At 55.5% G+C, this 22,357-nt stretch carries 22 protein-coding genes; 17 read left to right on the forward strand and 5 right to left on the reverse strand.

Annotated features, from left to right (window positions below; genetic code table 11):
- Positions 1 to 58: 58 nt before the first annotated feature.
- The 5 genes from ACOCF6_RS23120 to ACOCF6_RS23140 form a co-directional block, all read right to left on the reverse strand.
- The gene (locus tag ACOCF6_RS23120) at positions 59 to 694 is read right to left on the reverse strand and encodes a hypothetical protein (protein ID WP_482462738.1); all 636 of its coding nucleotides are present in this window, start codon (positions 692 to 694) and stop codon (positions 59 to 61) included.
- 254 nt (positions 695 to 948) lie between these two features.
- Positions 949 to 2,004: an iron-containing alcohol dehydrogenase family protein gene (locus ACOCF6_RS23125; protein WP_482462739.1), complete on the reverse strand. Its 1,056-nt coding sequence runs from the start codon at positions 2,002 to 2,004 to the stop codon at positions 949 to 951.
- A complete protein-coding gene (locus ACOCF6_RS23130) occupies positions 2,001 to 2,654 on the reverse strand; it encodes an HAD-IB family phosphatase (protein ID WP_482462741.1) in 654 nt (217 codons plus the stop codon). Before ACOCF6_RS23130 ends, ACOCF6_RS23125 begins: the two co-directional genes overlap by 4 nt.
- Positions 2,651 to 3,781: a M20 family metallopeptidase gene (locus ACOCF6_RS23135; RefSeq protein WP_482462743.1), complete on the reverse strand. Its 1,131-nt coding sequence runs from the start codon at positions 3,779 to 3,781 to the stop codon at positions 2,651 to 2,653. Before ACOCF6_RS23135 ends, ACOCF6_RS23130 begins: the two co-directional genes overlap by 4 nt.
- A complete protein-coding gene (locus ACOCF6_RS23140) occupies positions 3,778 to 4,290 on the reverse strand; it encodes a GNAT family N-acetyltransferase (RefSeq protein ID WP_482462745.1) in 513 nt (170 codons plus the stop codon). The genes ACOCF6_RS23135 and ACOCF6_RS23140 overlap by 4 nt, the downstream gene beginning before the upstream one ends.
- A gap of 323 nt (positions 4,291 to 4,613) precedes the next feature.
- Between ACOCF6_RS23140 and ACOCF6_RS23145 the strand changes: the two genes are divergently transcribed.
- From ACOCF6_RS23145 to ACOCF6_RS23225, 17 genes are all read left to right on the forward strand, one after another.
- Positions 4,614 to 6,653, forward strand: coding sequence for a sigma 54-interacting transcriptional regulator (locus ACOCF6_RS23145; RefSeq protein ID WP_482462747.1), 2,040 nt, complete (start codon positions 4,614 to 4,616; stop codon positions 6,651 to 6,653).
- A 436-nt stretch (positions 6,654 to 7,089) separates the two neighbouring features.
- On the forward strand, positions 7,090 to 7,569 hold the full coding sequence (locus tag ACOCF6_RS23150; protein WP_482462749.1) for a Spy/CpxP family protein refolding chaperone: 480 nt from the start codon (positions 7,090 to 7,092) through the stop codon (positions 7,567 to 7,569).
- 74 nt (positions 7,570 to 7,643) lie between these two features.
- On the forward strand, positions 7,644 to 7,982 hold the full coding sequence (locus ACOCF6_RS23155) for a hypothetical protein (RefSeq protein WP_482462750.1): 339 nt from the start codon (positions 7,644 to 7,646) through the stop codon (positions 7,980 to 7,982).
- Positions 7,983 to 8,102: 120 nt separating this feature from the next.
- Positions 8,103 to 9,359 carry an AI-2E family transporter gene (locus ACOCF6_RS23160; protein ID WP_482462752.1) on the forward strand — a complete coding sequence of 419 codons (1,257 nt, stop codon included), beginning with the start codon at positions 8,103 to 8,105 and terminating at the stop codon, positions 9,357 to 9,359.
- A gap of 19 nt (positions 9,360 to 9,378) precedes the next feature.
- Positions 9,379 to 10,005: a CDP-diacylglycerol--serine O-phosphatidyltransferase gene (pssA, locus tag ACOCF6_RS23165; RefSeq protein WP_482462754.1), complete on the forward strand. Its 627-nt coding sequence runs from the start codon at positions 9,379 to 9,381 to the stop codon at positions 10,003 to 10,005.
- Between the two features lie 44 nt (positions 10,006 to 10,049).
- On the forward strand, positions 10,050 to 10,898 hold the full coding sequence (locus ACOCF6_RS23170; protein WP_482462756.1) for a sulfide/dihydroorotate dehydrogenase-like FAD/NAD-binding protein: 849 nt from the start codon (positions 10,050 to 10,052) through the stop codon (positions 10,896 to 10,898).
- Between the two features lie 99 nt (positions 10,899 to 10,997).
- The gene (locus tag ACOCF6_RS23175) at positions 10,998 to 11,642 is read left to right on the forward strand and encodes a hypothetical protein (protein WP_482462758.1); all 645 of its coding nucleotides are present in this window, start codon (positions 10,998 to 11,000) and stop codon (positions 11,640 to 11,642) included.
- 211 nt (positions 11,643 to 11,853) lie between these two features.
- Positions 11,854 to 13,266 carry an NADPH-dependent glutamate synthase gene (gene gltA / locus ACOCF6_RS23180; protein ID WP_482462759.1) on the forward strand — a complete coding sequence of 471 codons (1,413 nt, stop codon included), beginning with the start codon at positions 11,854 to 11,856 and terminating at the stop codon, positions 13,264 to 13,266.
- 137 nt (positions 13,267 to 13,403) lie between these two features.
- Positions 13,404 to 15,800 (forward strand): mechanosensitive ion channel family protein, encoded by a 2,397-nt coding sequence (locus tag ACOCF6_RS23185; RefSeq protein ID WP_482462761.1) that lies wholly within the window; start codon positions 13,404 to 13,406, stop codon positions 15,798 to 15,800.
- Positions 15,801 to 15,867: 67 nt separating this feature from the next.
- A complete protein-coding gene (locus ACOCF6_RS23190; protein WP_482462763.1) occupies positions 15,868 to 16,050 on the forward strand; it encodes a hypothetical protein in 183 nt (60 codons plus the stop codon).
- 491 nt (positions 16,051 to 16,541) lie between these two features.
- Entirely contained in the window at positions 16,542 to 16,781 is a 240-nt protein-coding gene (locus tag ACOCF6_RS23195) for a hypothetical protein (protein WP_482462765.1), read from the forward strand.
- Positions 16,782 to 16,956: 175 nt separating this feature from the next.
- Positions 16,957 to 18,243 (forward strand): two-component system sensor histidine kinase NtrB, encoded by a 1,287-nt coding sequence (locus ACOCF6_RS23200; RefSeq protein ID WP_482462767.1) that lies wholly within the window; start codon positions 16,957 to 16,959, stop codon positions 18,241 to 18,243.
- Complete coding sequence (locus ACOCF6_RS23205) at positions 18,240 to 18,632, forward strand: response regulator (RefSeq protein WP_482462772.1); 393 nt, start codon at positions 18,240 to 18,242, stop codon at positions 18,630 to 18,632. Before ACOCF6_RS23200 ends, ACOCF6_RS23205 begins: the two co-directional genes overlap by 4 nt.
- A gap of 55 nt (positions 18,633 to 18,687) precedes the next feature.
- The gene (locus ACOCF6_RS23210) at positions 18,688 to 18,975 is read left to right on the forward strand and encodes a sll1863 family stress response protein (protein ID WP_482462774.1); all 288 of its coding nucleotides are present in this window, start codon (positions 18,688 to 18,690) and stop codon (positions 18,973 to 18,975) included.
- Between the two features lie 288 nt (positions 18,976 to 19,263).
- Positions 19,264 to 19,551, forward strand: coding sequence for a sll1863 family stress response protein (locus tag ACOCF6_RS23215; protein WP_482462776.1), 288 nt, complete (start codon positions 19,264 to 19,266; stop codon positions 19,549 to 19,551).
- Positions 19,552 to 19,608: 57 nt separating this feature from the next.
- Positions 19,609 to 20,610, forward strand: a complete 1,002-nt coding sequence (locus tag ACOCF6_RS23220) for an Lnb N-terminal periplasmic domain-containing protein (protein ID WP_482462778.1) — start codon at positions 19,609 to 19,611, stop codon at positions 20,608 to 20,610.
- A gap of 549 nt (positions 20,611 to 21,159) precedes the next feature.
- Positions 21,160 to 22,296, forward strand: coding sequence for an OmpA family protein (locus ACOCF6_RS23225; protein ID WP_482462780.1), 1,137 nt, complete (start codon positions 21,160 to 21,162; stop codon positions 22,294 to 22,296).
- Positions 22,297 to 22,357: the final 61 nt, after the last annotated feature.

The raw sequence follows: 22,357 nt of genomic DNA on the forward strand, positions 1-22,357 counted from the left end.
ATCACAACAGCTTGTTTCCTGAATACACCGGCAGTTCGAAACGGACTTGTCAGCCCGCCTACTCGTGACAGAACTGCAGTGACTGATCCGGTTGACGGAACGACTTCTTGTACAGTTCGGGCTTGGCCCTTCGTTCACAGCCCGGCCACCTGGAGCTCTGGGAAAGCGGCATGCCGTCAATAACCGCGGTCAGATACAGAGACTCAAGGTCATCGCGCGTGTTTATGATTATTTTTCCCAACATGTCCGGAAGATAGCAGCCTATATACAGTGCCTTAGCTCTTTTGAAGTTCTCAAGTGCATCAGCATGATTTTCAAGGGCAAACAATCTGAGTCCTCCGGCAGCAGCGCTGTGGAATTCAAGGGCATCCAGGCTGATCCGCTCCTGATCGAATCTCAAACCATCATCACCCGTGATGAGAGGATCGAAGCCAAGCTCACTGACAAGGAAACTTCTGAGAGGTCCTACAAAGGTCTCCTCCATGCGGAGATTGCTGTCGGTTGTCGCGGGTATATCCCACATGGACCGGCAGATCCGGTCCCAGGAGATGTACAGGTCCAGCGGCGACAGCAGAGAGCAGAACAGCTCTTTCAGTGTTTCACTTGGCCACTCTGTCACGACAGATTTTCCATCAATTGAAAGACTGAAGCGCCCCAGGGTCAGGATGGTCAGCTTGGTATCAGATGCGTTCACGGGACACCTCCTGTAGTGAAAACAAGACTGGTAGTTTCTGCAATGGGCATATCAATGCCCCCATGCTATGCAATGCTAAGTCGCAACTAACATGCCAGAGATGATTTAAGGCTCACTTTCACTGCAACAGCATGATTATAAAAGGGAAAGTTGTTGTATCGGGGGGAGGTAAAACGTAAGGCCGCACTTGGCAACCGTCATGCATAACATAAACTGTCAAATATGACGGGACTTACTGCAGCAGCGGGTAGACGTCAGACAGTGAAACATCCCGCCAGGGCGGAATCGTGTTCCAGCATCGCACGGATCTCTTCCACGCAATCCCGTGTGGAAAGTACCGTATAGAAGCCCTCCTTGATGTCAGGAGCCAAGCGGAGCGCCTCAATCCATTCAGCACTGCTGAAGGGATCGCTCCTGATCATCTCCCAGAAACCGGTCGCAGCGAACAGGCTGCCGATGATGTCCGTATGTTCCCCGCCCTGCAGCCTGCTGACCAGATATGCAGCCACGCCGACCTGGAGACCATGCAGGCGGGGTCTTGCAGAGTTCCGGTCCAGCGCATGGGAGATGAGGTGTTCGCTGCCGCTGGCCGGGCGCGATGAATTGCAGACCTCCATTGCGATGCCGTTCAGCATCAGGGAGGTTCCCAGCAGCCGGACGCCCTCCAGATCCCTGACCGGGCGGGAAATGAACTGAAAGACCGTAGCGTCGGACAGCAGGGCCGCGAAATCATTGAACGGTTCAGCGCTGGCGTGGAAGGCTAGCTTCCAGTCCCGCACAGCGGTCAATTTTGCGGCCAGATCTCCGACCCCGGACAACCAGAGTTGTTGGGGGGCGGCCAGGCAGGCAGCCGTGTCGATGACCACGCCGTAGGGCATGGCTGCCGGAAGTGAACGTTTGCGGCCCGCAACCGTAAGGCTGACACCCGGGCTGCAGAATCCGTCATTGGAAAGCGACGTCGGCACGGCAATATTGGGAATCCGGGCCAGGAAGGCCACATATTTGGCCACATCCAGCGCCCTACCCCCGCCCAGCCCGATAACCGCCGAAACATCGGACGGCAGGGATGTAAAAAGACTCTGCGCCTGTTCAAAGCTGGCTTCAGCACAGGACAGCCAATGTTCGACCTGGATATTCGCTGCCGCCAGCGCAGTTCTTACTGACGCGGCCAGACCGTCCGGCATATCGCTGCTGGCAACGACCGCCACACTGCGGAATCCGCCGCGACTGCAGTAGCTGCCGAGCTTTTCCAGCGCCCCGCTCTTGATCCTGACCAGCTCCGGAATGGCAATGCTCATTCGTGCAGTCATTGAGCCCCCTCCGACAAGCGTTCTGGAATCTCGCACCAGCGGTCGAAACGCACGAATGGTTCGCGAAGTCGTTCCAGTTCATCGGCCAGCCACCCCTTTGCGAAGCGGAACCCTGACGGCACCAGCAGCGCCGGTGCCAGATCCGGGCGGCCGTCTCCGGCAAAAGCGACTTCAATGCCCTGCTGCAGGTAATAGCGGACGACGGCAGCCTTGTCGATCCCGGTTGCAGCCGTATAAAACGGCGACTGCAGGGGCGGTTCCATGAACAGCCCCTGGCCGGGGATAAAGCTCCCCGGATTGGCGTGGACGATCGCCCTAACACCTGTTTGGCGAAGCATCCGCTGTATATAGAACTCACAACCGGCCGAGGCGATCACCAGCGACCAGCCCGACAACCGCAATCGCTCAACCCTCTCGGCCAGGCCGCTATCGAGCTGCATTTCCGCCAGAATCGCATCCAGTTCCTGCCCATCGATCCGCAGCCCGGCAAAAATCTCCGCCAGAGCGGCAAAGTGGCTGTTCAGACCCTGCTCATAACGCTCCCACGGCTCTATTGTGCCGGCCGGCATGCGGTCCAGGGCCACCCAGAAAAAATCGCGTTCGGTCATGGTGCCGTCGAAATCGCTTATCAAAATCCTCTGTTCAATCATAATGTTCCGAGACAGAGGGCCGCATAGATGCGGGCGGCGGCTGAGACTTCGTCAAAGGCCACCCGTTCATCAGGGGTATGGGCGGTTTCCAGGGAGCCGGGACCGAGGATCAGCGGCTTTACCCCGGCCGCAAAAAAGAGATTGCCATCGGAATGGGAGCGGAAGGCATTGATCTGCAGCGGCAGATCAAGCCGCGGATAGACCTCCTGTAAGGTCTGCGCCAGATGGTTCTCAGTGCCGAGACTGTAGCCGGTGGAGGCAAAGTCAAAGGCAACGTCCAGATCCAGTCCGGGTATTTGCTGGTCAAGGTTCGCCACGCACAGACGGATCGCATCCTGGAGCTCGGCCGGGTCATGCCCGGGCGGCAGATGCAGATCAATCCAGGCTTCACAGCGATCCGGAACGACAAAACCGGCCTGTGAGGACCGCATCTCCCTGATGGAATAGACAATCTCCGTTTTGGCCCGGTCAAACAGCGGGTCATTCCCCAGATGCAGCAGCACGCGCAGCATCGATTCAACCGCATTATGTCCCAGTTCGGGCAGCGAGGAATGGCTGCGCAGACCGCGCGTCACGAAACCGGCCTCCAGGTAGCCGTAATGGGCGAAACCGGCCGCCAGGCTGGTCGGTTCGCCGATGACCACCCAGGACGGGCGGCAGGTTGCGAGGAAGACCGCACTGCCATCGCCGTTTTCTTCCTCGCCCACTACCAGCAGCAGCCCGATCGATGGCCGCTCATCCGGTTCCAGCGCTTCGGCCAGTGCCAGCCAGGCCTCGACCATGGCAGCGCAGCCCCCCTTCATATCGGCGCTCCCCAGGCCACAGATGAGACCGTCCTCCTGTTGCGGTCCCGAGTCATCCAGATCCCAGGCCGGAACCGTATCCACATGTCCCACCAGATAGAGCTGCGGCTCTTCCGGCCCCATGGTACAGCGCAGGTTATAGCGGTCCTCGTCCACCTCCTGCCGTTCCACGCTGAAACCGGCCCGGGTCAGGAGCTCTTCCAGATAGAGCTGGATATCCTCCTCCTTGCCTGACGGTGAATAGATGTCCAGCAGTTCAAGGAAGGTTGTGCGCAGCCGCTCCGGGTTGATGGCCTGCCAGACTTTTTCCAGGCGGGCGCTCATGATTTTTTTACCGTTTTTTTTCTGCTCTTGCGGGTCAGGTTCAGGGACATGTAGACATGCTCCTGCACATCGTCAAAGCCCTGCTTTTTGAAGAAGCTGACCGCCGGCAGGTTGTCGGCGGATGTGTCGATAATCATCATCCTTACACCCTGTTCCTTCATGCGATGCTTGATCTCCTTGAACAGACCGCTGCCCACCCCGCCCTGCTGAATGTCCTTGCGGACCCCCAGCCAGACCAGATAGCCGTATTTCCAGGGTGAGTTGTGCTTCGTGACCGTGGTACCCAGCACGAAGCCGAGGATATCATCCCCGGCCTCCGCCACCAGACAGAGTTCGCTGTCCGAATTGAAGAGCGTGGTGATTTCATATTCATCCCAGGTGCGGTAGAGACTCTGGGAATATTCGACGGTAAAGACCTGCTCGCCGATATGAAAGACCTTGGAAAAATCATCGATGGCCATCTCGCGGATGCGGAACATATCTTTGACTGCGGGCACTGATTCTGGCATGAGGCACCTCGTAACTATTAGTAATTAAAGCTGTTCTACTTATCATGGTCAGGGTTTTCGGATTGACATTTGTGATATCGGGTTTTTCAAGGTATAACCATACCCCCTGAACTGACTGTCGTCAAAACTATTCAGGCAGATTTTCGGGGGGCGGTGAAGTCTGTCCTCCGACAAGCAGACGTGATGATTGCACCATAAATAATATATTGCATCCTCTGACAGAATCCTGATACAACTTCTAATGAGAATACAAAACAACGGGCTGTGACACAGAAATGACATACATTCCCCACACTGCCGTTGGGTAAGAAAGAGAGTTCACATTGGATCGTACCGGCAGAGACACGAGCATTTCCACAGCCGCCGCTGAGCTGCGCCATCAGGCGGAAGAGCAATTGCAGGTGAAAGCCGCTGAAGTGCATCCACCGCGCACCAAGCAGGAGACGCAGCGGGTCGTCCATGAGCTTGAGGTCCACCAGATCGAACTGGAGATGCAGAACACGGAACTCCGTCACGCCAGGGATGCGGTCGAGCAAGCCCTTGAAAACTATACCGAACTCTATGACTTCGCCCCGATCGGTTATTTCACCCTCAGCCACGAAGGGACCGTAGAGTCCGCCAACCTGACTGCTGCCAGCCTCCTCAGGATTGAACGTTCCCGGCTGATCGGCCGCCGTTTCGGTCAGTTCGTCTCCGCCGAAAACCAGCGGCAGTTCACTGAATTTCTCAGTGATACCTTACAGAGCCATAGCAGGGAATCTTGCGAGCTGATGCTTGCTTCCGAAGGGAACTCACCGGTATTTGCTCGGATCGAGGCCATCGCCGATCCGTCCGGGCGCGAATGCCGCATGGCGCTCATCGATATAACTGAACGTAAACAGCTGGAGAATCGGACAGCGCATCTCGCATCGTTCCCTCAAATGAGTCCGAATCCGATCCTGGAGGTGGATACCACCGGCCGGATTACCTACTTCAACCTGGCCGCGGTCAACAGCCTGGAAGCCCTGGGTCTGAGTGAAGCGGATATGCTGCTCTTCCTGCCACCGGATTTGAATAACATATTAGAAAATTGGGACATAACACAGCTGGTGGAACTCAGCAGCCAGGTCATCATCATGGAGCGGGTCTTCGGAGAAAAAATCATCCTGACACCTCACTGCAATTGTGCTCGCATGTATATCTACGATATCACCGATCGCAAGCGTGCTGAAGACGAACTGCAGCAGTCTCACGAAGTGATGGAGCTGAAGATCAGGGAACAGACCGGAGACCTGCTCAAAGCGAATCTGCAACTCACCCAGGAAATAGAGGAGCGCAAGAAGGCTGAGAAGTCGCTTCAGGGTACCTTTGCGGAAATCAAAGTGCTGAAGGACCGGCTCCAGGCTGAGAACATCTACCTGCAGTACGAGGTTGACCGTCGCTACAACTTCGGCGAGATTGTCGGCCAAAGCAATGCCCTCACCTGCGTATTCACCCAGGTCGAGCAGGTGGCCCCCATGAATGCCACTGTCCTGCTGCTGGGCGAAACCGGCACCGGCAAGGGGGTGGTGGCGCGCGCCATCCACAGCAGCAGTACCCGCAAGGGGCGGCCCTTGATCACCGTCGATTGTACGACACTGCCGGCGACCCTGGTGGAAAGCGAACTCTTCGGACGGGAACGGGGGGCCTTCACCGGCTCCGATGCCCGCCAGATCGGGCGCTTCGAGCTGGCCGACGGCGGCACGATCTTCCTGGACGAAATCGGCGAGATGCCGCTGGAGCTGCAATGCAAACTGCTGCGGGTCATCCAGGACGGCGAGTTTGAACGCCTGGGCAGTCCCCGCACCATCAAGACCGATGTACGCATCATCGCCGCCACCAACCGCAATCTGGCAGACGAGGTCAAAAACGGCAAGTTCCGCGAAGACCTGTTCTACCGGCTGAATGTCTTTCCCATCACCATGCCGCCGCTCCGTAAGCGCAAGGAAGACATCCCGCTGCTGGTCAATCACTTTGTCAATAAATTCAATCTCAAAATCGGCAAACGGATCGAGACCGTCACAAAAGAGACCCTGAACGCCCTCCAGGAATACCACTGGCCCGGCAACGTGCGCGAGCTGGAAAGCGTCATCGAGCGGGCGGTCATCATCAGCCGGGGCACTGCACTGCAGGTCCTGGACCGTTTCGACACATTCCGCAAGACCGAGGAAGCGGATGGGCAGGACATCAAAGCCCTGGCCGAGTTGGAACACGACCACGTCCTGCAGGTGTTGCAGAAAACCGGTTGGCGCATCGAGGGTAAAAACGGCGCGGCGGTGCTCCTGGGTCTCAACGCCAGCACGTTGCGCGCCCGGATGCGGAAATACGGAATCGTCCGGCAGTAAATATAAATTCCTGATTTGCGATGATCATTCTTACGTCTTTTCACAGTCCCCTCTCCCTCGGGGAGAGGGCCAGGGTGACGGAAACACGTTGATTTCAAACCCGTAATCTCCCTCATCCGGCCTTCGTTCAATCCTTCTCCCACAGGGAGAAGGATTGAACGGAAGATCAGCACTCCTGAGCAAAATTCCACATAGCATCCACATCACAAACAACAATAGACTTTGTCCGTCATATATTGCAGTTATGTCAAACATGACGGATTTCACTGACGGTTTTCCCTTCCCCACGCAGACAGCAGTTCCACCTTTCCCTGTATAATCATTCAGTTGCACTCCAGGCACGCACATATCTCCAGTGGCATGCAAGTTGCGCTGTTCCTGGTAAGGTTGGTCAGCGAGCAATCAGAGACCAGACCATAACAAAAGGAGACAGATCATGAATCGAAGTGCTTTTAAAATTGCTGTACCAGCTACACTTGTTGTGATGGTTGCTTTTCTATCGGCTATCTTTTTCGCCAGTCCGAATGCGGCCTCTGCAGCCACAGCCAAAAAGAAAGCGCCGGAAGTTGCCAGAATGTCTGCGGTCGAGCATACCGAGGCCCGCATCAAACTGCTGCAGGACGCTCTGAAGATCACCGACAGCCAGACAGCATCATGGAATGCCCTTACCCAGGTCATGCGGGAAAATGCGAAGGTCATGGATGCCTTGAGAAAAGACAGGAAAGAAGTCACTGCCAACCTCAATGCTATCGAGCGTTTGAAATTCCACAGCCAGATTTCAGAAATCCAGCTGGACCAGTTGAAGAAACTCATCCCACCTTTCGAATCGCTGTATGTCATCATGTCGGATGATCAGAAGGCCAGCACCGATGCCATCATGCAGACCGGAAGACATGGTAAAAAGAAGATTAAATGAGACCTGACACAGACACTACGACAAGATTGACGCCGATCAGGCGATTGGAATCGACCCAAAAATGGAGCGACGTTATGAAAACAGCAGGCTCATGGAATGTTAGATCCATAGCGGGCAAGGTTATGTTGACGCTTGTGCTGACCACTATGATAGGCGCTATTGGTGTGTTACCTGCCCACTGCAGAGATCACGAAGAGCGATTTGAAAGAAACGACAACGAACGTTACGAACATAGAGAACGAGAGTATGACCGCGGTCGACGTAGTCATGGCCGCTATAATCAAGGTAGACGGTATTACCAGGCTCCTCCTGTGTACCGGGAACGTGTGTATGTCGAACCGCAGGTCATCTATGCACCACCCCGTCCAACGGGACTCAGCATCTTTTTACCACCGTTGTTTTTTGGTAACTGAGCTGTCTGTTTCGCTCGGTCTATGAACCGGTTGTAAATACAACAAGACCATATTCGAGTCGGATTCCCAGCAATGAAGTCCGCCTCGAATTTGGCCCATGCCGGAACGGAGACTACCGAGATGCCTTATCAAGAAAACGTTGAATCCTCCCCCAAAACAATCCGTCCCCGCGTAATTCGTATTGAACCGTCTCCCGGCGCCATCATCGCACTGCTGCTCGTCATCGGAGGCCTATGGGTGCTGAACCGGCTTCTGCCGGTAGTATTGGTACTCGTAGCGGCGCTCGTTATTGTCGGCACCATGAGCCCGGCGGTCAGGTGGCTCGAAGAGCGGCGCATGCGTCGGGGGATAGGCATTGCATTGGTATTCACCGCGCTCATGGTGACAACGGCGCTGATCATCACCATGACAATTCCTTCACTCCTGGCCCAGGCCACGGACCTGATGGACCAGGAACCGGCCCTGCGGTCGCTGCTGGCAAAATGGCTGGCGGGCTCCCACCTGACCAACCCCCTGGCGGAACTGCTGCGCAAGGTGCACTCCGGCGACCTGGTCAGGATGGCCGCCTCGAATGCCTACGAGTACTCTGCCCGCGCCATCGCGATCTTCGCCTATGTCCTGAGCTCCATCTTTCTGGCGCTGTACATCATGATCGACCGGGACCGCTTGCGGGGCGGCCTCTTTCTGGTAGTTCCCCGTTCCCACCATATCCGGCTTTCCCGGATCATGCTGAACCTGGAAACCATCGTCGGCGGCTACATCCGCGGGCAGGTGATCACCTCGGCCTTCATGGCTATCTTCGTGTTCATCCTTCTGAAGTCCTGCGGTGTTGCAAACGCCCTGGCCATAGCGGTGTTTGCCGGCGTTGTCGATGTCCTGCCCTACATCGGCGCCCTGCTTTCGGTCGGGGCAGCAGTGGTGGCAGCACTGCCGCGCGGTCCTGACATCATCATCATCGTGCTTGTTCTGATGCTGGCCTACGAAACATTCGAAAGCCGTCTGCTGATCCCCAGGATCTATGGGCGCGCCTTGCGTCTGCCATCGTCCATCATTCTCTTTTCGCTGTTGGCGGGCAGCGTGTTATCGGGCGTTGTCGGGGCACTTCTGGCCCTGCCGGTAGCTGCAGCGGTTTTGATGTTTATCGAAGAGCTGCGCGTCGAGCTGCCCGGTCAGCAGGAACAGGCTGAAGACGTGGAGATCAGGGAACGGGACGATCGCGGTGAAGAGGAGTATGAGCGCCGGGCCGAAGGCATGCCCGCCGAACAGGCCGCTGCCATCGCCGTCGAGATCGCTACGGATCGCCATAAGGAAGAAAAAAGTCTGCCGACAAAAACCGAAGCAGACGAATGCGAAGAAAACGCCCAACCCCGGATATGAGCAGGAGAACCTGAAGACCATGACGATACCTACACGCAACAAGCCCTTTTCCATGATTCGGGAATTCCAGTTGGCCGACTGGTTCACCCTGGCCAATGCGGTCTGCGGCACCGGGGCACTGTTTTCCATGCTGACCTACCTGCAAACCTACGCGGTCAGGCATGTCTACTTTGCCTGCGGTATGGTTGTCGCCGCCCTGGTCTTCGATGTCCTGGATGGCCGGATTGCCCGGTGGCGGCAGAAGAATTCCGTCATGGGCCGCGAGCTCGACTCCCTGGCCGATGTCATCTCCTTCGGTGTCGCCCCGGCCGTGATTGCCTATGGCTGCGGCATGCAGGGCCTCTACGACCGGATCATCCTGACCTGTTTTGTGGCCTGCGGTGTGTCCCGCCTGGCGCGCTACAATGTGACGGCCGATGAGCTGTCCGGGGATGCGGGCAAGGTAAAATACTTCGAAGGCACACCCATCCCGACCTCACTGCTGCTGGTTCTGGTGTTGTGCTTTGCGGCTTGGCAGGGCGCAGTCCGCGACACTCTCTGGTTCGGTCAGGTCACGATCGCCGGTTTTATTCTGCATCCGCTGGTGCTGATCTTCGCAGTTTCCGGCTCACTGATGGTCAGCCGCATACGGTTCCCAAAGCTTTGAGCTGATGTGCACGCACAAAAGCATCTCTATTTTCTGGAGTCAGCATGTTCAACGTAGTCAGTAACGAAATCCTCGCCGAGAACCTCCACAGGATGGTGGTGTCGGCCCCGCGCATAGCACGCGCCCGCAAGCCCGGGCAGTTCGTCATGGTCAGGCTGGACCAGGGTGCAGAACGGATACCGCTCACCATCAGCGATGCGGACCCGGCAGCCGGAACGATCACCCTCTTCATCCAGGCCATCGGCGCCTCGACCAGAAAGATCGTCGCTACACCGGCTGGCGGAAGCATCCGGGATGTGGCAGGTCCGCTCGGCAAGGGTACCCGCATCATCAACTGGGGGCGCGTGTGCTGCATCGGCGGCGGTGTCGGGACAGCGGTGCTCTTCCCGATGGTGAAGGCGCTGGCAAAGGCCGGGAACCAGGTCACCACAATCATCGGCGGGCGTTCCAGCCGCTTCATCCTGCTCGCCGACGAACTCACCCCGCTCTCTCATACCTTTCTGGTCACCACGGAGGACGGCAGCCTGGGAACCAAGGGCTTCGTTACCGGTCCCCTGGCCAACATGCTGGCCGATCCGGAGCGCATCCCCCAGGCGGTCTTTGCCGTCGGTCCGGTGCCGATGATGAAGGCGGTTGCCGAACTGACCCGCCCGCAGGGGATAGAAACCATCGTCAGCCTCAACCCGATCATGATTGACGGTACCGGCATGTGCGGCGGCTGCCGGGTGCAGATCGGCTCCGAAACAAAGTTCGCCTGCGTGGACGGGCCGGAATTCGATGCCCATCTGGTTGATTTTGACGGCCTGAGCGACCGTTTGAGCAGTTACCGCATCGAAGAGTCCGGTGCACACGCACCCGCAGAGTGCAAAATCGGCCGGGAGGTGGCGCCATGAGCAGCACACTGACAGCAAAAGAACGGATGGCCATTGAACGGGTAGTCATGAATCAGGCAAGATGAGAATCTTGTAAATTGAAAGAAAAGGGAGATTGCTATGAAAAAGTTACTTGTTGCGGCTTTGATGATGTACACAATACTGATGCTGTCCGGGTGCGGAGATGGAGGCAGCAGCCCAGCTCCTGTGGTTGTGACGCAGGTTGTAACGTCGATCCCCAGTACCCTGGCGTACGACGGAGATATCCTGAACGGTATCACGGTATCACCGCTCAATGCCTCAAGTGTGTTTGCCGGCATTGATCCTTTCACACTAAATGAATACCGTGCTTTCCTGGTATTCCCATTGACAGGTACAGGCGGAGTTCCCGGCAGCGCCATCATTGATGCAGCGACTCTCGATATCTTCATCAACAGCATTATTTTACATCCCTCGGCAAGTTCAATCCCAATTCGTATCGAGCTTGTCTCCTACCCCCCCCAGACATTGCAGCCCTCGGATTATTCTCGCATCAGCCTGCCGCCTCTGGCCTTTACGACGATTATACCTCCCATATCCAGTGCCGACGTTCTACGCAACGTCAGGATAGATGTAACCTCATTGATGGCAGAAGCCCAGCGACGTGGATTGAGCAACTTTCAGATCCGCATTTTGGAGGATGATGGGTTCGTTTTCCGGGGTCTTATCGAAATAGACGACACAACAATCAACCGGGCACCTTTGCTGACGGTCACTTATCACTGATGTTTTCTGAGAATTATCCGGCTTGGTTCATGCGGATGCCATAAAAGTCCCCCCTCCCCTGCGGGAGGGGAGGCTAAAAGCAAAAACCGGAAGTCACTGACGTTTTCTGAGCTTGCTGACTTAGACAAAACTGCGGTTATTAAATAGAGGCCTATATGTATGTAAATGCTACAGACTACTCAGAGTGCAGGATCAGCCGGGAGGTGGCAGCATGAGCAACACACTGACGGCAAAAGAACGGATGGCCATAGAACGGGTAGTCATGCCCCAGCTGCCGGCTGACACCAGGAGCCGGAACTTCGAAGAAGTGAACCGTGGGCTCAGCGACAACCAGGCGCTCACCGAGGCGCACCGCTGCCTGCAGTGCACGAACCGGGCCTGTGTTGCCGGCTGCCCGGTCGGAGTCTCAATACCCGAATTCATCAAGGCGCTGGCCGAGGAAGACCTGCCCCGCTCCGCCCGGATCCTGCGGGGCGATAACGCCCTGCCCGCGGTCTGCGGCCGGGTCTGTCCCCAGGAAACCCAGTGCGAGAAACTTTGCATTCGCGGCATCAAGGGCGCAGCGGTCGCCATCGGCTACCTGGAACGCTACGTGGCCGACTGGGCGCAACAGCACCCGGAACAACTGCTGAAAGATCCGACACCCACTGCATCCGGCACATCGGTTGTCGTAGTCGGCTGTGGTCCGGCCGGCCTGACCGCCGCAGGTGAACTGGCCCGGCTCGGCCATGCCGTAACAATCTTCGAGGCCCTGCACGATACCGGCGGGGTGCTGCGCTACGGCATCCCGGAATTCCGCCTGCCCAAGCAGATCATCGACCGCGAGGTAGCCCTGCTGAGCGAGCTGGGGGTTGTCATCGAATGCAATGTCATCATCGGAAAAACCCTTACCATCGCTGAACTGCGCAGTCAGTTTGATGCGGTTTTCATCGCCAACGGCGCCGGGCTGCCGGCCATGCTGAACATTCCGGGAGAAAACCTGAAAGGGGTCTATGCGGCCAACGAGTTCCTAACCCGCGTTAATCTGATGGAAGCCGGACGCAGGGACGACAGCTCGACACCGATCATCAAACGGCGCGAGGTGGCTGTCATCGGCGGCGGAAATACCGCCATCGACTGCGTCAGAACGGCCCGCAGGCTGGGTGCCGAACGGGCCATGCTCGTGTACCGGCGCGGCGAGTCTGAGATGCCCGCCAGGCTTGAAGAAATAAAGCACGCCAGGGAAGAAGGGGTGGAATTTATCATGCTGACCGCCCCGACAGAGGTCCTCGGGACACAGGACGGCTGGGTCTCGGCCCTGCGCTGCCAGAAGATGGAGCTCGGCGAGCCGGACGCATCCGGACGCCGCTCTCCCCGGGCGATTGCAGGTTCCGAGTTCGAACTGCCGGCAGGCGTCGTCATCGACGCAGTCGGCACCAGTGCCAACCCGCTGCTGACCGCATCCGCTCCCGATCTCACCCTCGACAAGCGGGGCAATATCCTGATCAATACAGACAGTGAGACCAGCATTCCAGGGGTCTTTGCCGGCGGAGACATCGTCAGGGGCGGTGCAACCGTTATCCTGGCCATGGGTGACGGCAAGCGCGCTGCTGGAACGATTAACGCCTACCTGAAGCGGGCATGATGTAACGAAGAGGTCTCTGCTTAACATTACATCTAAAGAAAGCATCTACCGTAGAGGAAGCGGCCAAAAGCAGGCACTTCTAAGCGAGAAACGCTGAGGATAATCAGGTGCTTAAGACTCAAAAACGATGCACCATAATGGTGTCAAAATCTTTTTCAATAATTTTGCGGTGCAACTGCCGTTTACTGGCGCTACTACTGCTGGTAAGCCCGATCTTCAGTCCATCTGCCTATGCCCAGATCCCCAAACTGGCAAACATCATGAAGACCGATAAAGCCGGGACCGAAGCGCAAGAAAAACCGGCCAGCCCGGAGCAGCAGCTCGAAATTACGAAAGCTGCGCTGACGAAGGCCCAGGCGGAGCGAGCACTTGCTAACGTCCCTGGAAATGCCCGGCAGGATCTGAAAGAAAAATATCGTCTCCTCGATGGACTGGTTACCCGGCTCAATTCCCAACTCAACCTGATTGCCGAACGGGAAGAATTGCGCTCCTCCCGCACAGTTGCCGAGCAGAAAGCAAAGAGCTGGGCCGGTTTCCCCGAACCTCCCCCCTATTCGATTCTGAAGGTTGATGAACTGATGGGCTCTGTGCTGACAGCCCGTGCCAAGGCACGCGGGCTCAACACGAACCAGGAACTTCTTGCCCGACAGGTTTCGCACTACCGGGAAGCGGCCAAACAATCTCAGGAGATGGGACGCAAGGCGGTCGATGTACTTGAACGCGCCCGGAATGCCGAAGAGCAATCGACTGCTGCCCTGCAAAAGGAGCTGACAGGGCTGCGGACACGTAACGCCGACGCCATGGCTGCCCTGATAGCCCTGCGTTACGAGGTGCTTGGTGAGCGCTGCGGAATTGCAAAAATAGAACTGGAACTGTTGGAACGGCACCTGGCGGAAGCCGGAAAGCGGATGCAGTTCAGCCGGGCAGATCTGGACAAGGCACAGGCCCGTCTGAAGGCCAGCCTGCTAAGCCTCGAACAGGAACTGGAGGCCTCACTGGCTCGCGACACGCGCAGCAGGAGTGCGCAGGCACTGACGCAGCAGGCGTTGGAAGCCTTTGCGCTCAGCAACGCCAAAGAGGACGTCTCATCAACGACAGTAGCGAAACGAGAAGTCCTGGACGCACAAAACCGTGCGGCCCTGGCCTGGGTGGAAAGCACACGCTTTGAGAGCGAAGTTGTCTCGGCGCTGGTTGCAATAAACAAGTCTGACGTGACCGCCTGGGAACAGCGCTTTATCGCTGTCACCGGAACAGATACACAAAAACGGCTCGCCATCTTGGCCGAATTCCGCACAAGCCAGGAAAGCATCAAACCATGGCTGGAGTCCGCCAAACTTCAACTGGAAATGTATCGGGCCGCCGAACATGAGCAGGAGACGCGGCTGGCCAAAATGACTGAGCCCACCCCGCTCCGAACGGCAGAGAGCAATCTGCTGGCGGCAAAATTGTTCCAGAGGGAACTGGCCGAACGCCAGATAGCCGCGATTGAACAGGTTGACAGGGAAAGAGTATCGTGGCTGGAAGATGGTGAACGGGTCCAGAAGTCACGCAGTATTTCGGACAAGGGGCGCGACTGGATGGCTGCCTTTCCGAACATACTCCGCAGCGTCTGGCGCTTCGAACTGTTCTCGATCGAGGACAGCGTTGAGGTTGCCGGGCAGAAAGTCGTCACCTCGCGGGGCGTGACGGTCGGCAAGAGTGTCGGCGCGCTCATACTGTTTCTGTTAGGCTACTCAATAGCGGCATTTATCGGCCGCCGCGTTCAGCAGGTTTTGATAGCCCGCTTCGATATCAGTTCACATCAGGCCAATGTCATACGCCGCTGGCTGATGGCGCTGACCATCTTCACCCTGTTTATCATCACACTGAACCTGGCGCGCATCCCGCTGACCGTCTTCGCCTTTCTGGGCGGCGCTTTGGCCATCGGCATCGGATTCGGCACCCAGACCATTATCAAGAACTTCATCAGCGGGATCCTGATCCTGCTGGAGCGCAATATGAAGGTCGGGGATACCATCGATGTGGATGGCGTTGTCGGCAGGATCGTCACGGTGGACATGCGGGCTTCGACCATCCTCGGTTTCGACGGCGTGGAAACGGTGATCCCGAACTCGACCTTTCTGGAAAACAAGGTCACCAACTGGACCCACACCAACGCCAAACTGCGGCGAATCGTGCGGGTCGGGGTCAACTACGGCGCCCTGACAACCCAGGTGCGTGATGTCCTGGCCGAGTGCGGCAGCAAACACAGCCAGATTCTGAAAGATCCGGCACCTGAGGTGTTTTTTGAGGATTTCGGTGACAGTTCACTGGTCTTTGCCCTCTACTTCTGGATCGATTACGGCCCCAAAGTAAATCCGCTGCAGGTAGCCAGCGACCTCCGTTTCATGATCTATCAGCGTTTCGCCGAAGAGGGCATCGTCCTGGCATTTCCGCAGCGTGACGTGCATCTCGACACCCTGCAGCCGCTTCGCATAGAGGTGCTGCCCCAGTCAACAGCGATCAACAACTTAAAACAATCTGAAACAAATTGAATCAAATTGATTCAATACAAAAGGCGTTTAACTCATTTTTTTCACACCACTTGAAAAGGAGATTCACATGACGAAGATCAGCAGGAATATTATTGCAGTACTGGTGTTGGGCTTACTGATAGCCGGAGTGACCGGCTGTAAAAAAGAAGGGCCCATGGAACGAACCGGCAAGGAGATAGACAAGGCAGCAGAAAAGACCGGTGACAAGATCGAACAGGCCGGGGATAAAATCAAGGACGCGGTAAAATGATCTGAACGAAGGCATCACCATCCAGCATAACTAAAGAGAGAAAGGGCTATCACTGACACATCCGGTGGTGGCCCTTTATGATTTGATACAAAAGCATTCTCCAGCAAAACCCGTCACATGTAACGGTTACGTCAAACGCGACGGGCAATATTGACGGCCTCCCCCCGACCCTCCAGAAGCACATTCCGCAATTACCTGTAAATCAAGCCAGTTGCATCTCTATTATATCACATCATCTCTGGCACTCTAGTTGCTTTGTGCCTACATAGCGGATATGAAGAGTCGCCTGTACATGGGTACTCGGAAAGGGTGATCACCATGCTTAACAATGAAAAGGGAAAAGTCGGCTGGATTTTGCTGTGGCTCCTGGGAATCCCGGTCCCGATCCTCGTGGTGCTGTATTTTCTGCGTGGCTGCACCTGAGATGAACAGTTTGCACAGCTGTGCGCAATCCCGCGCTCAGTATTTTATTAATACCAAGGAGAATCAACATGAGAGTTTTACTTGTAGTTGCAGCAGCAGTAGTTTCCGCACTGGCATTGAGCGCATGTGAAAAACAGCAGGCAGCTCCGCCGGCGCCCCCGGTCGTTATTACCGTTCCCGGCCCGGCCGGACCGCCGGGACCTGCGGGCGCACCAGCAGAAAAGGGTGCTACCGGAGCCCAGGGTGCCAAGGGCGATCAGGGTGAAGGCACGATCGTGGTTGTTCCTGCACCCGTTCAGCAGCGCTGATTGGTACGTTAATTCAGATTGGGTTGCTTCGAAGTCTTGTTGATCATTCAGGATCACGTTGATTGTTTGCATAAATTCAACAATGGGTGCTTCACATTGCATCCATTGTTGAAATTAACTCGATAGCCGGCATTACCACGGTGTTAGCACATTTCAGGTCAAGAAGGCCGTATCAATGGAAATAGAATCAGAAAACAGCTCACCACTTGCCGCCACCGAACTGCACCTCCACGCGGAAGAACGATCGAGTATCAACTGGTCTACAGCGCAACCACTTGCCAGCAGGGAAATCCCTTCCCAGCTTGGCCATGAGCTGGAGATCCACCGGATCGAGCTGGAGATGCAGAATGCCGAGCTCCGCCAAGTCAGAGATGCGCTGGAAACAGCGCTGGAAAAATACACCGACCTCTACGATTTTGCGCCGGTCGGCTACTTCACCCTCCACAACGACGGAACCATCAATTCCGTGAACCTGTGCGGCGCCAGCCTCATTGGCAGCAGTCGTTCACAACTGCTCGGTCGGCGCTTCGGACAATTTGTCACAGAGAAATCGCGTCCGGACTTCAATGCCTTTCTCGCTGCCGTCTTTACCGACCCGGGCAGGAAAAGCAGCGAGATAATGCTTCAGAACAAGGATAATGTAGATATCTATGTGCACTTAGAGGCCGTATCCGTCACATCGGGGCAGGAGTGCAGTCTGGCTCTGATCGACATAACCGGACTCAGACAGGCGGAGAAAAGACAGCTCCGGTCGGGAAAACTTGAAACCATTGGCCAAATTGCCGGCGGGGTTGCCCATGAAGTCCGCAACCCGCTCCATGCCATCCTTTCCATCAGCGAGGCGCTGTTCAAGGAACAGGTGATTGCAGACAATCCGGAATTTGATCCGTACATAAAGCATATCCGGATACAGATCAATCGACTGTCTTTCCTCATGAATTCACTTCTGGACCTGGGAAAAACGGTTCCTTCCGCCAGCTTGCTTCCCGTACCGCTGTATGAGGTCTGCCAGGAAAGCATTGATCTCTGGCAATCATCCGGTTCGGCGCATAAAATCCCCGTGAAACTGACAGTGGACTCCGCAACCTTGAAGACCTGCGTTTTGGCGAACCGGGGACGTTTGATACAGATAATCTTTAATCTTCTGGAAAATGCCGCCCAGCACAGCCTGGTCAGTGACAAGATTATGTTTCGCCTCATCGATAACGATTCATCCAGCCACACCGTTCCCACGGCGATCATCCGGATCACCGACTCCGGTAGCGGCATCTTGCCTGAAAACCTGTCCCGGCTTTTTGATCCGTTTTATACCGAAAGGCCGGAAGGTATCGGACTTGGGCTGGCATTGGTTAAGAGCTTTGTTGAAGAGATTGGTGGCACTGTACGGCTTTTCAACAATGTTCCTCCCCCTGGTTCTTCGGCCGAGGTGCATATCCCCATAGCCTTGGAGAAAAACGCGTGAGACCCAGAATTCTTTTAATCGAAGACAATGAAGGAAGCCGGTTTGGTTTTGTCCGTTACTTTGCAAACAAAGGCTACGACGTCAGCGAAGCAGCTACTCTGGCAGCAGCCGGCAAGTCCCTGAAGCAGCAAACGTTTGTTGCCATTGTTCTGGATATAAACCTGCCGGATGGAAACGGCATTGATTTCATTCCGACAATCCGGGCGCACGCCCCTAGCATACTGATTTTCGTTATTACCGGTGCCGGTGATGACCGGCTTTTAGAAAAGGCTTTGCAGAACGGGGCCGATAACTTTTTCATCAAGCCATTCGACAATGCCGTTCTGTTGGATTTAATTCAAAACATCCCGGAGTGCAGCAAATTCGAGTCTTGCAAATCAACTTTTTAACCACATAACGTACATGGATTACGGGCACATACTATTACCAACGAGGTCGGCCGACATGGACAAGCGAACAGAATACGTCGAGAGACTCTCTGCACATATGGTCGAATGGGATTCACAGATCATGCTTCTCAGGGCCAAGTCAGAACACTCACTGCCCGATACAAAGATGGAATATTCCAACACGATCGCTGAGTTGCAACATAAACGAGATATGCTGGCTCGGAAACTGGACAGTATCTCGGGCTCAAGCGATGACACATGGGAAGAACTCAAAACAGGGACGGAGAATGCCCTGGGTGATATCAGGGCCATTTTTTTCAACGCTGTTACGAAGCTTATTTAACTGCAGCAGAAGCAAAACCGTTGCAAATCCGGATTTGGAATGAACCCGGATTCATACCTGTGGTTACAGGATAAGAAACCTGGAAGTCACTGCGAAACAAAAGGATCTTTATGATGAATCAGGCATTTGGATGGATGGGTGAAGGGATGGGGATGTGGGCGGTGCTGGCTGTTCTGGTGGTCGTTGTCGTTGTGGTTAAGAGCCTGACCAGAAAGAGACGCGGCTGAATCTAACGTCCGCTCAGCAAAAGCAACTCTATTTTGCACAACAAACTACGAGGTGGCCGTCATGAACAAGCAAACAGAATACGTTGAAAGCCTTTCGGCCCTGTTGGTTGCATTGGATGCGCAGATCGACCAGCTCAAGGACAAGGCAAAAAGCGGTGCCTACGAGGTGACGTCCGAAAATTCTCACGCCATTTCCGCCTTGCAGCTCAAACGTGATGAGGCTGCGCTGAAACTGCAGGGGATCGCACCCACCACAGATGATGAATGGGGCGATGTCAAAGCTGGCTCGGAAGATGTTTTGGACGAGGTCAGAAGCATGGTTCAGGACGCTATCACGAAGATCAACTGAAGTGACCGGAACACGCATGCAGCCCGGCGCTAACAACTGGTCCAGCAGGACAACCGTATGACTCCATGGCTCATAGGGTTCGGAACTATCCTGATTCGCATCTGCCTCCTGCTCATGACGGGGTGGGCCACCCTTGCCCTTCTGTATTCAAATCTGCCCGGTTACCTGCGTCCCTGGATCGCCGCTATCTTCGCCATCGGCTCTATGGCAGCCCTGGTCGGCAGGTATAGCAATGGAAAGACGCGGCTGGGATTTCTGATCGCATGTGCCGTCATACTCGTCATGTGGCTGCGCATGCCGCCATCCAACACCAGGAACTGGCAGCCGGATGTGGCTCTGCTGCCCTGGGCTGAAATCCAGGGTACCAGGGTAACGATCCACAACATCCGCAATTGCGCGTACCGCACTGAAAGCGACTACACGGTCCGCCACTACGACCGGACCTATGACCTCACCACACTGAAAACCATTGACCTCTCCCTGGTCTACTGGGGATCACCCCGCATCGCCCACACCATGCTGAGCTTCGGCTTCGAAGGCAGCGGCAAGCTGTGCTTCTCTGCTGAAACCCGCAAACAGGTCGGCGAGGAATACTCGTCCATCAAGGGATTTTTCAGGAACTACGAACTGACCTATGTGATTGGTGACGAACGCGACCTGATCGGTCTGCGGACCAATTACCGGGGTGAGCAGGTCTACCTGTATCGGCTGAAGGAATCAACGGACCTTGTCAGGAAGGTGTTTCTGGACTACCTGCGCAGGGTAAACCACCTGTCGGATCACCCCCAGTGGTACAACGCCCTCACCGCCAACTGCATGACCAGCTTCCGCATCAACACCGCACCTTACAACCCGGATGCCCGCCTCGACTGGCGGCTGATCGTCAATGGCTACCTCGATGAAATGCTTTATGAGCGGAAGGCAATTGATACCAGCCTGCCCTTCCCGGAACTGAAACAGCGCAGTCTCATCAACCAGCGGGCCAAAGGTCTGGATACATCCCCTGATTTTTCGGCTCTGATCCGCGTGGGACTGCCCGGTGCGGAATTGAACCGTTAAGATCGCCCCATGCATTCCGTCATATATGACAGTTATGTTACACCTGACGGATTTCGTTGATGGACTTTCCGGAACCATGCAGCACCCATCCAATTTTACCTCGTATAATCGGGCTGTTGCGCGTACATATCGCTTCCTCTTTACTGGCATGCAAGTTGCGATAGAAAGTCGTACACGCTCAATAACAGGTAGAAGAAAACCATCAACATTCAAGGGAGGAATAACAGATGAAAAAATCACTTTTGGTAAAACTGGCATTTCTGTTTCTGATAGCTTCGTCAGTTTCGGGTTGTTTATGGGTAGCAGAAGATGACGGATATAGTCACAGAGGCGGCAGAGGAGACGGTGGAGGCGACCACGGCGGGGGACATCGCGGTGAAGGGCATGACCGTCGCTAGGATGATGACGAAGAGCATCGACCGGGATCAGGTTTCACATCGTGAGACCATACGGTTACGGCTGAATAGATATACGTAACACACCAAAATTGCATGATTTAACACACAAGACAGACAAGCACTTACTACATTACCAACAAAAGGAGTACCTATGAATGCCTTACCTGCAACAAGAGTACTGTTATCCGCCACTGCCCTGTTATCAATCGGCATGCTGACAGGATGCGCCAATTTAGAGGTGAATACGAAACGTGGCGATATTCCGGGTTACTATATCCGTCATGAAATGCAGGAATCCGACCGGGCCGTGGAAGCTGCCCGCCAGGCCGGAAAAGACAAGACCTGTCCGGCTGAATTTAAAGCGGCTGAGGACGCCAGGAACCATGCCTATGATGTGTTCAGGGCCTGCCACACCGAGGAAGGCGCGGCACTGGCAAAAAAGGCGACAGATCAGGCCAATGCCCTCTGCCCGCCGCAACCGGCCGCAGTCGTAGTGGCACCGGTTGTGGAAGCCCCGCTTGAACCGATCCCGGCCGCAGAACCAGCCGCGAAAAGGATGAAATACTGTGTAACCCTGGACATCGAGTTCGACATCAACAAGGCCGACATCCGCTCCCAGTACCACGTTGAAGTGGCCAAGGTCGGCGACTTCATGATAAAATACCCTACCACCACCGCTGTCATCGAAGGCTATGCCGATGAAGTCGGCAGTGAGGAGTATAACCAGAAGCTCTCCCAGCAGCGCGCCGAGAGCGTGGTAAATACGCTGGTGTCAAAATTCGGTATTGACCGTTCACGCCTCTCTGCCAAAGGATATGGCAAGTCGCGGCCGATTGCTTCCAACGCCACCGATGCCGGCAAACAGAAAAACCGTCGCATCGATGCCATCATCGACTGCGCACTGGATGCCAAGGAACTCACTGCCCCTCCCGAAAGGCTCTGCATGAACCTGAATGTGGAATTCGCTACGGACAGTGCCGTAATCAACGCCAGCTATTATAACGAAGTCAACAAGGTCGGCGAATATATGAAGAAGTACCCGACCACCACCGCCGCTATCGAAGGACACACCGACAATGTCGGCGGCGCTGAGCTGAATATGCGACTCTCCCAGAAGCGGGCCGAAAACGTTGTCAATTACCTGGTGGAAAACTTCGGAATCGAACGCAGCCGTCTATCTGCCAAGGGATACGGCTCCACCCGGCGTATCGCCTACAACAATACTCCCGAAGGACGACAGGCAAACCGCAGGATCACTGCTGTCATCGATTGCGTACTCAACAAGTAACGTGTAGTATCACGTGAAAAAGGGCGCAGATGATGCGCCCTTTTTTTATGTAACGAGGCAG

The organism is Geobacter psychrophilus (genome assembly GCF_056821595.1).

What these genes read in the sequence shown, in the direction of transcription:
- ACOCF6_RS23125 (WP_482462739.1), bottom strand. Translation starts at nt 2,004, where the DNA reads ATGACTGCACGAATGAGCATTGCCATTCCGGAGCTGGTCAGGATCAAG.
- ACOCF6_RS23130 (WP_482462741.1), bottom strand. Translation starts at nt 2,654, where the DNA reads ATGATTGAACAGAGGATTTTGATAAGCGATTTCGACGGCACCATGACC.
- ACOCF6_RS23135 (WP_482462743.1), bottom strand. Translation starts at nt 3,781, where the DNA reads ATGAGCGCCCGCCTGGAAAAAGTCTGGCAGGCCATCAACCCGGAGCGG.
- ACOCF6_RS23140 (WP_482462745.1), bottom strand. Translation starts at nt 4,290, where the DNA reads ATGCCAGAATCAGTGCCCGCAGTCAAAGATATGTTCCGCATCCGCGAG.
- ACOCF6_RS23150 (WP_482462749.1), top strand. Translation starts at nt 7,090, where the DNA reads ATGAATCGAAGTGCTTTTAAAATTGCTGTACCAGCTACACTTGTTGTG.
- ACOCF6_RS23155 (WP_482462750.1), top strand. Translation starts at nt 7,644, where the DNA reads ATGAAAACAGCAGGCTCATGGAATGTTAGATCCATAGCGGGCAAGGTT.
- ACOCF6_RS23160 (WP_482462752.1), top strand. Translation starts at nt 8,103, where the DNA reads ATGCCTTATCAAGAAAACGTTGAATCCTCCCCCAAAACAATCCGTCCC.
- pssA (WP_482462754.1), top strand. Translation starts at nt 9,379, where the DNA reads ATGACGATACCTACACGCAACAAGCCCTTTTCCATGATTCGGGAATTC.
- ACOCF6_RS23170 (WP_482462756.1), top strand. Translation starts at nt 10,050, where the DNA reads ATGTTCAACGTAGTCAGTAACGAAATCCTCGCCGAGAACCTCCACAGG.
- ACOCF6_RS23175 (WP_482462758.1), top strand. Translation starts at nt 10,998, where the DNA reads ATGAAAAAGTTACTTGTTGCGGCTTTGATGATGTACACAATACTGATG.
- gltA (WP_482462759.1), top strand. Translation starts at nt 11,854, where the DNA reads ATGAGCAACACACTGACGGCAAAAGAACGGATGGCCATAGAACGGGTA.
- ACOCF6_RS23185 (WP_482462761.1), top strand. Translation starts at nt 13,404, where the DNA reads ATGGTGTCAAAATCTTTTTCAATAATTTTGCGGTGCAACTGCCGTTTA.
- ACOCF6_RS23190 (WP_482462763.1), top strand. Translation starts at nt 15,868, where the DNA reads ATGACGAAGATCAGCAGGAATATTATTGCAGTACTGGTGTTGGGCTTA.
- ACOCF6_RS23195 (WP_482462765.1), top strand. Translation starts at nt 16,542, where the DNA reads ATGAGAGTTTTACTTGTAGTTGCAGCAGCAGTAGTTTCCGCACTGGCA.
- ACOCF6_RS23200 (WP_482462767.1), top strand. Translation starts at nt 16,957, where the DNA reads ATGGAAATAGAATCAGAAAACAGCTCACCACTTGCCGCCACCGAACTG.
- ACOCF6_RS23210 (WP_482462774.1), top strand. Translation starts at nt 18,688, where the DNA reads ATGGACAAGCGAACAGAATACGTCGAGAGACTCTCTGCACATATGGTC.
- ACOCF6_RS23215 (WP_482462776.1), top strand. Translation starts at nt 19,264, where the DNA reads ATGAACAAGCAAACAGAATACGTTGAAAGCCTTTCGGCCCTGTTGGTT.
- ACOCF6_RS23220 (WP_482462778.1), top strand. Translation starts at nt 19,609, where the DNA reads ATGACTCCATGGCTCATAGGGTTCGGAACTATCCTGATTCGCATCTGC.
- ACOCF6_RS23225 (WP_482462780.1), top strand. Translation starts at nt 21,160, where the DNA reads ATGAATGCCTTACCTGCAACAAGAGTACTGTTATCCGCCACTGCCCTG.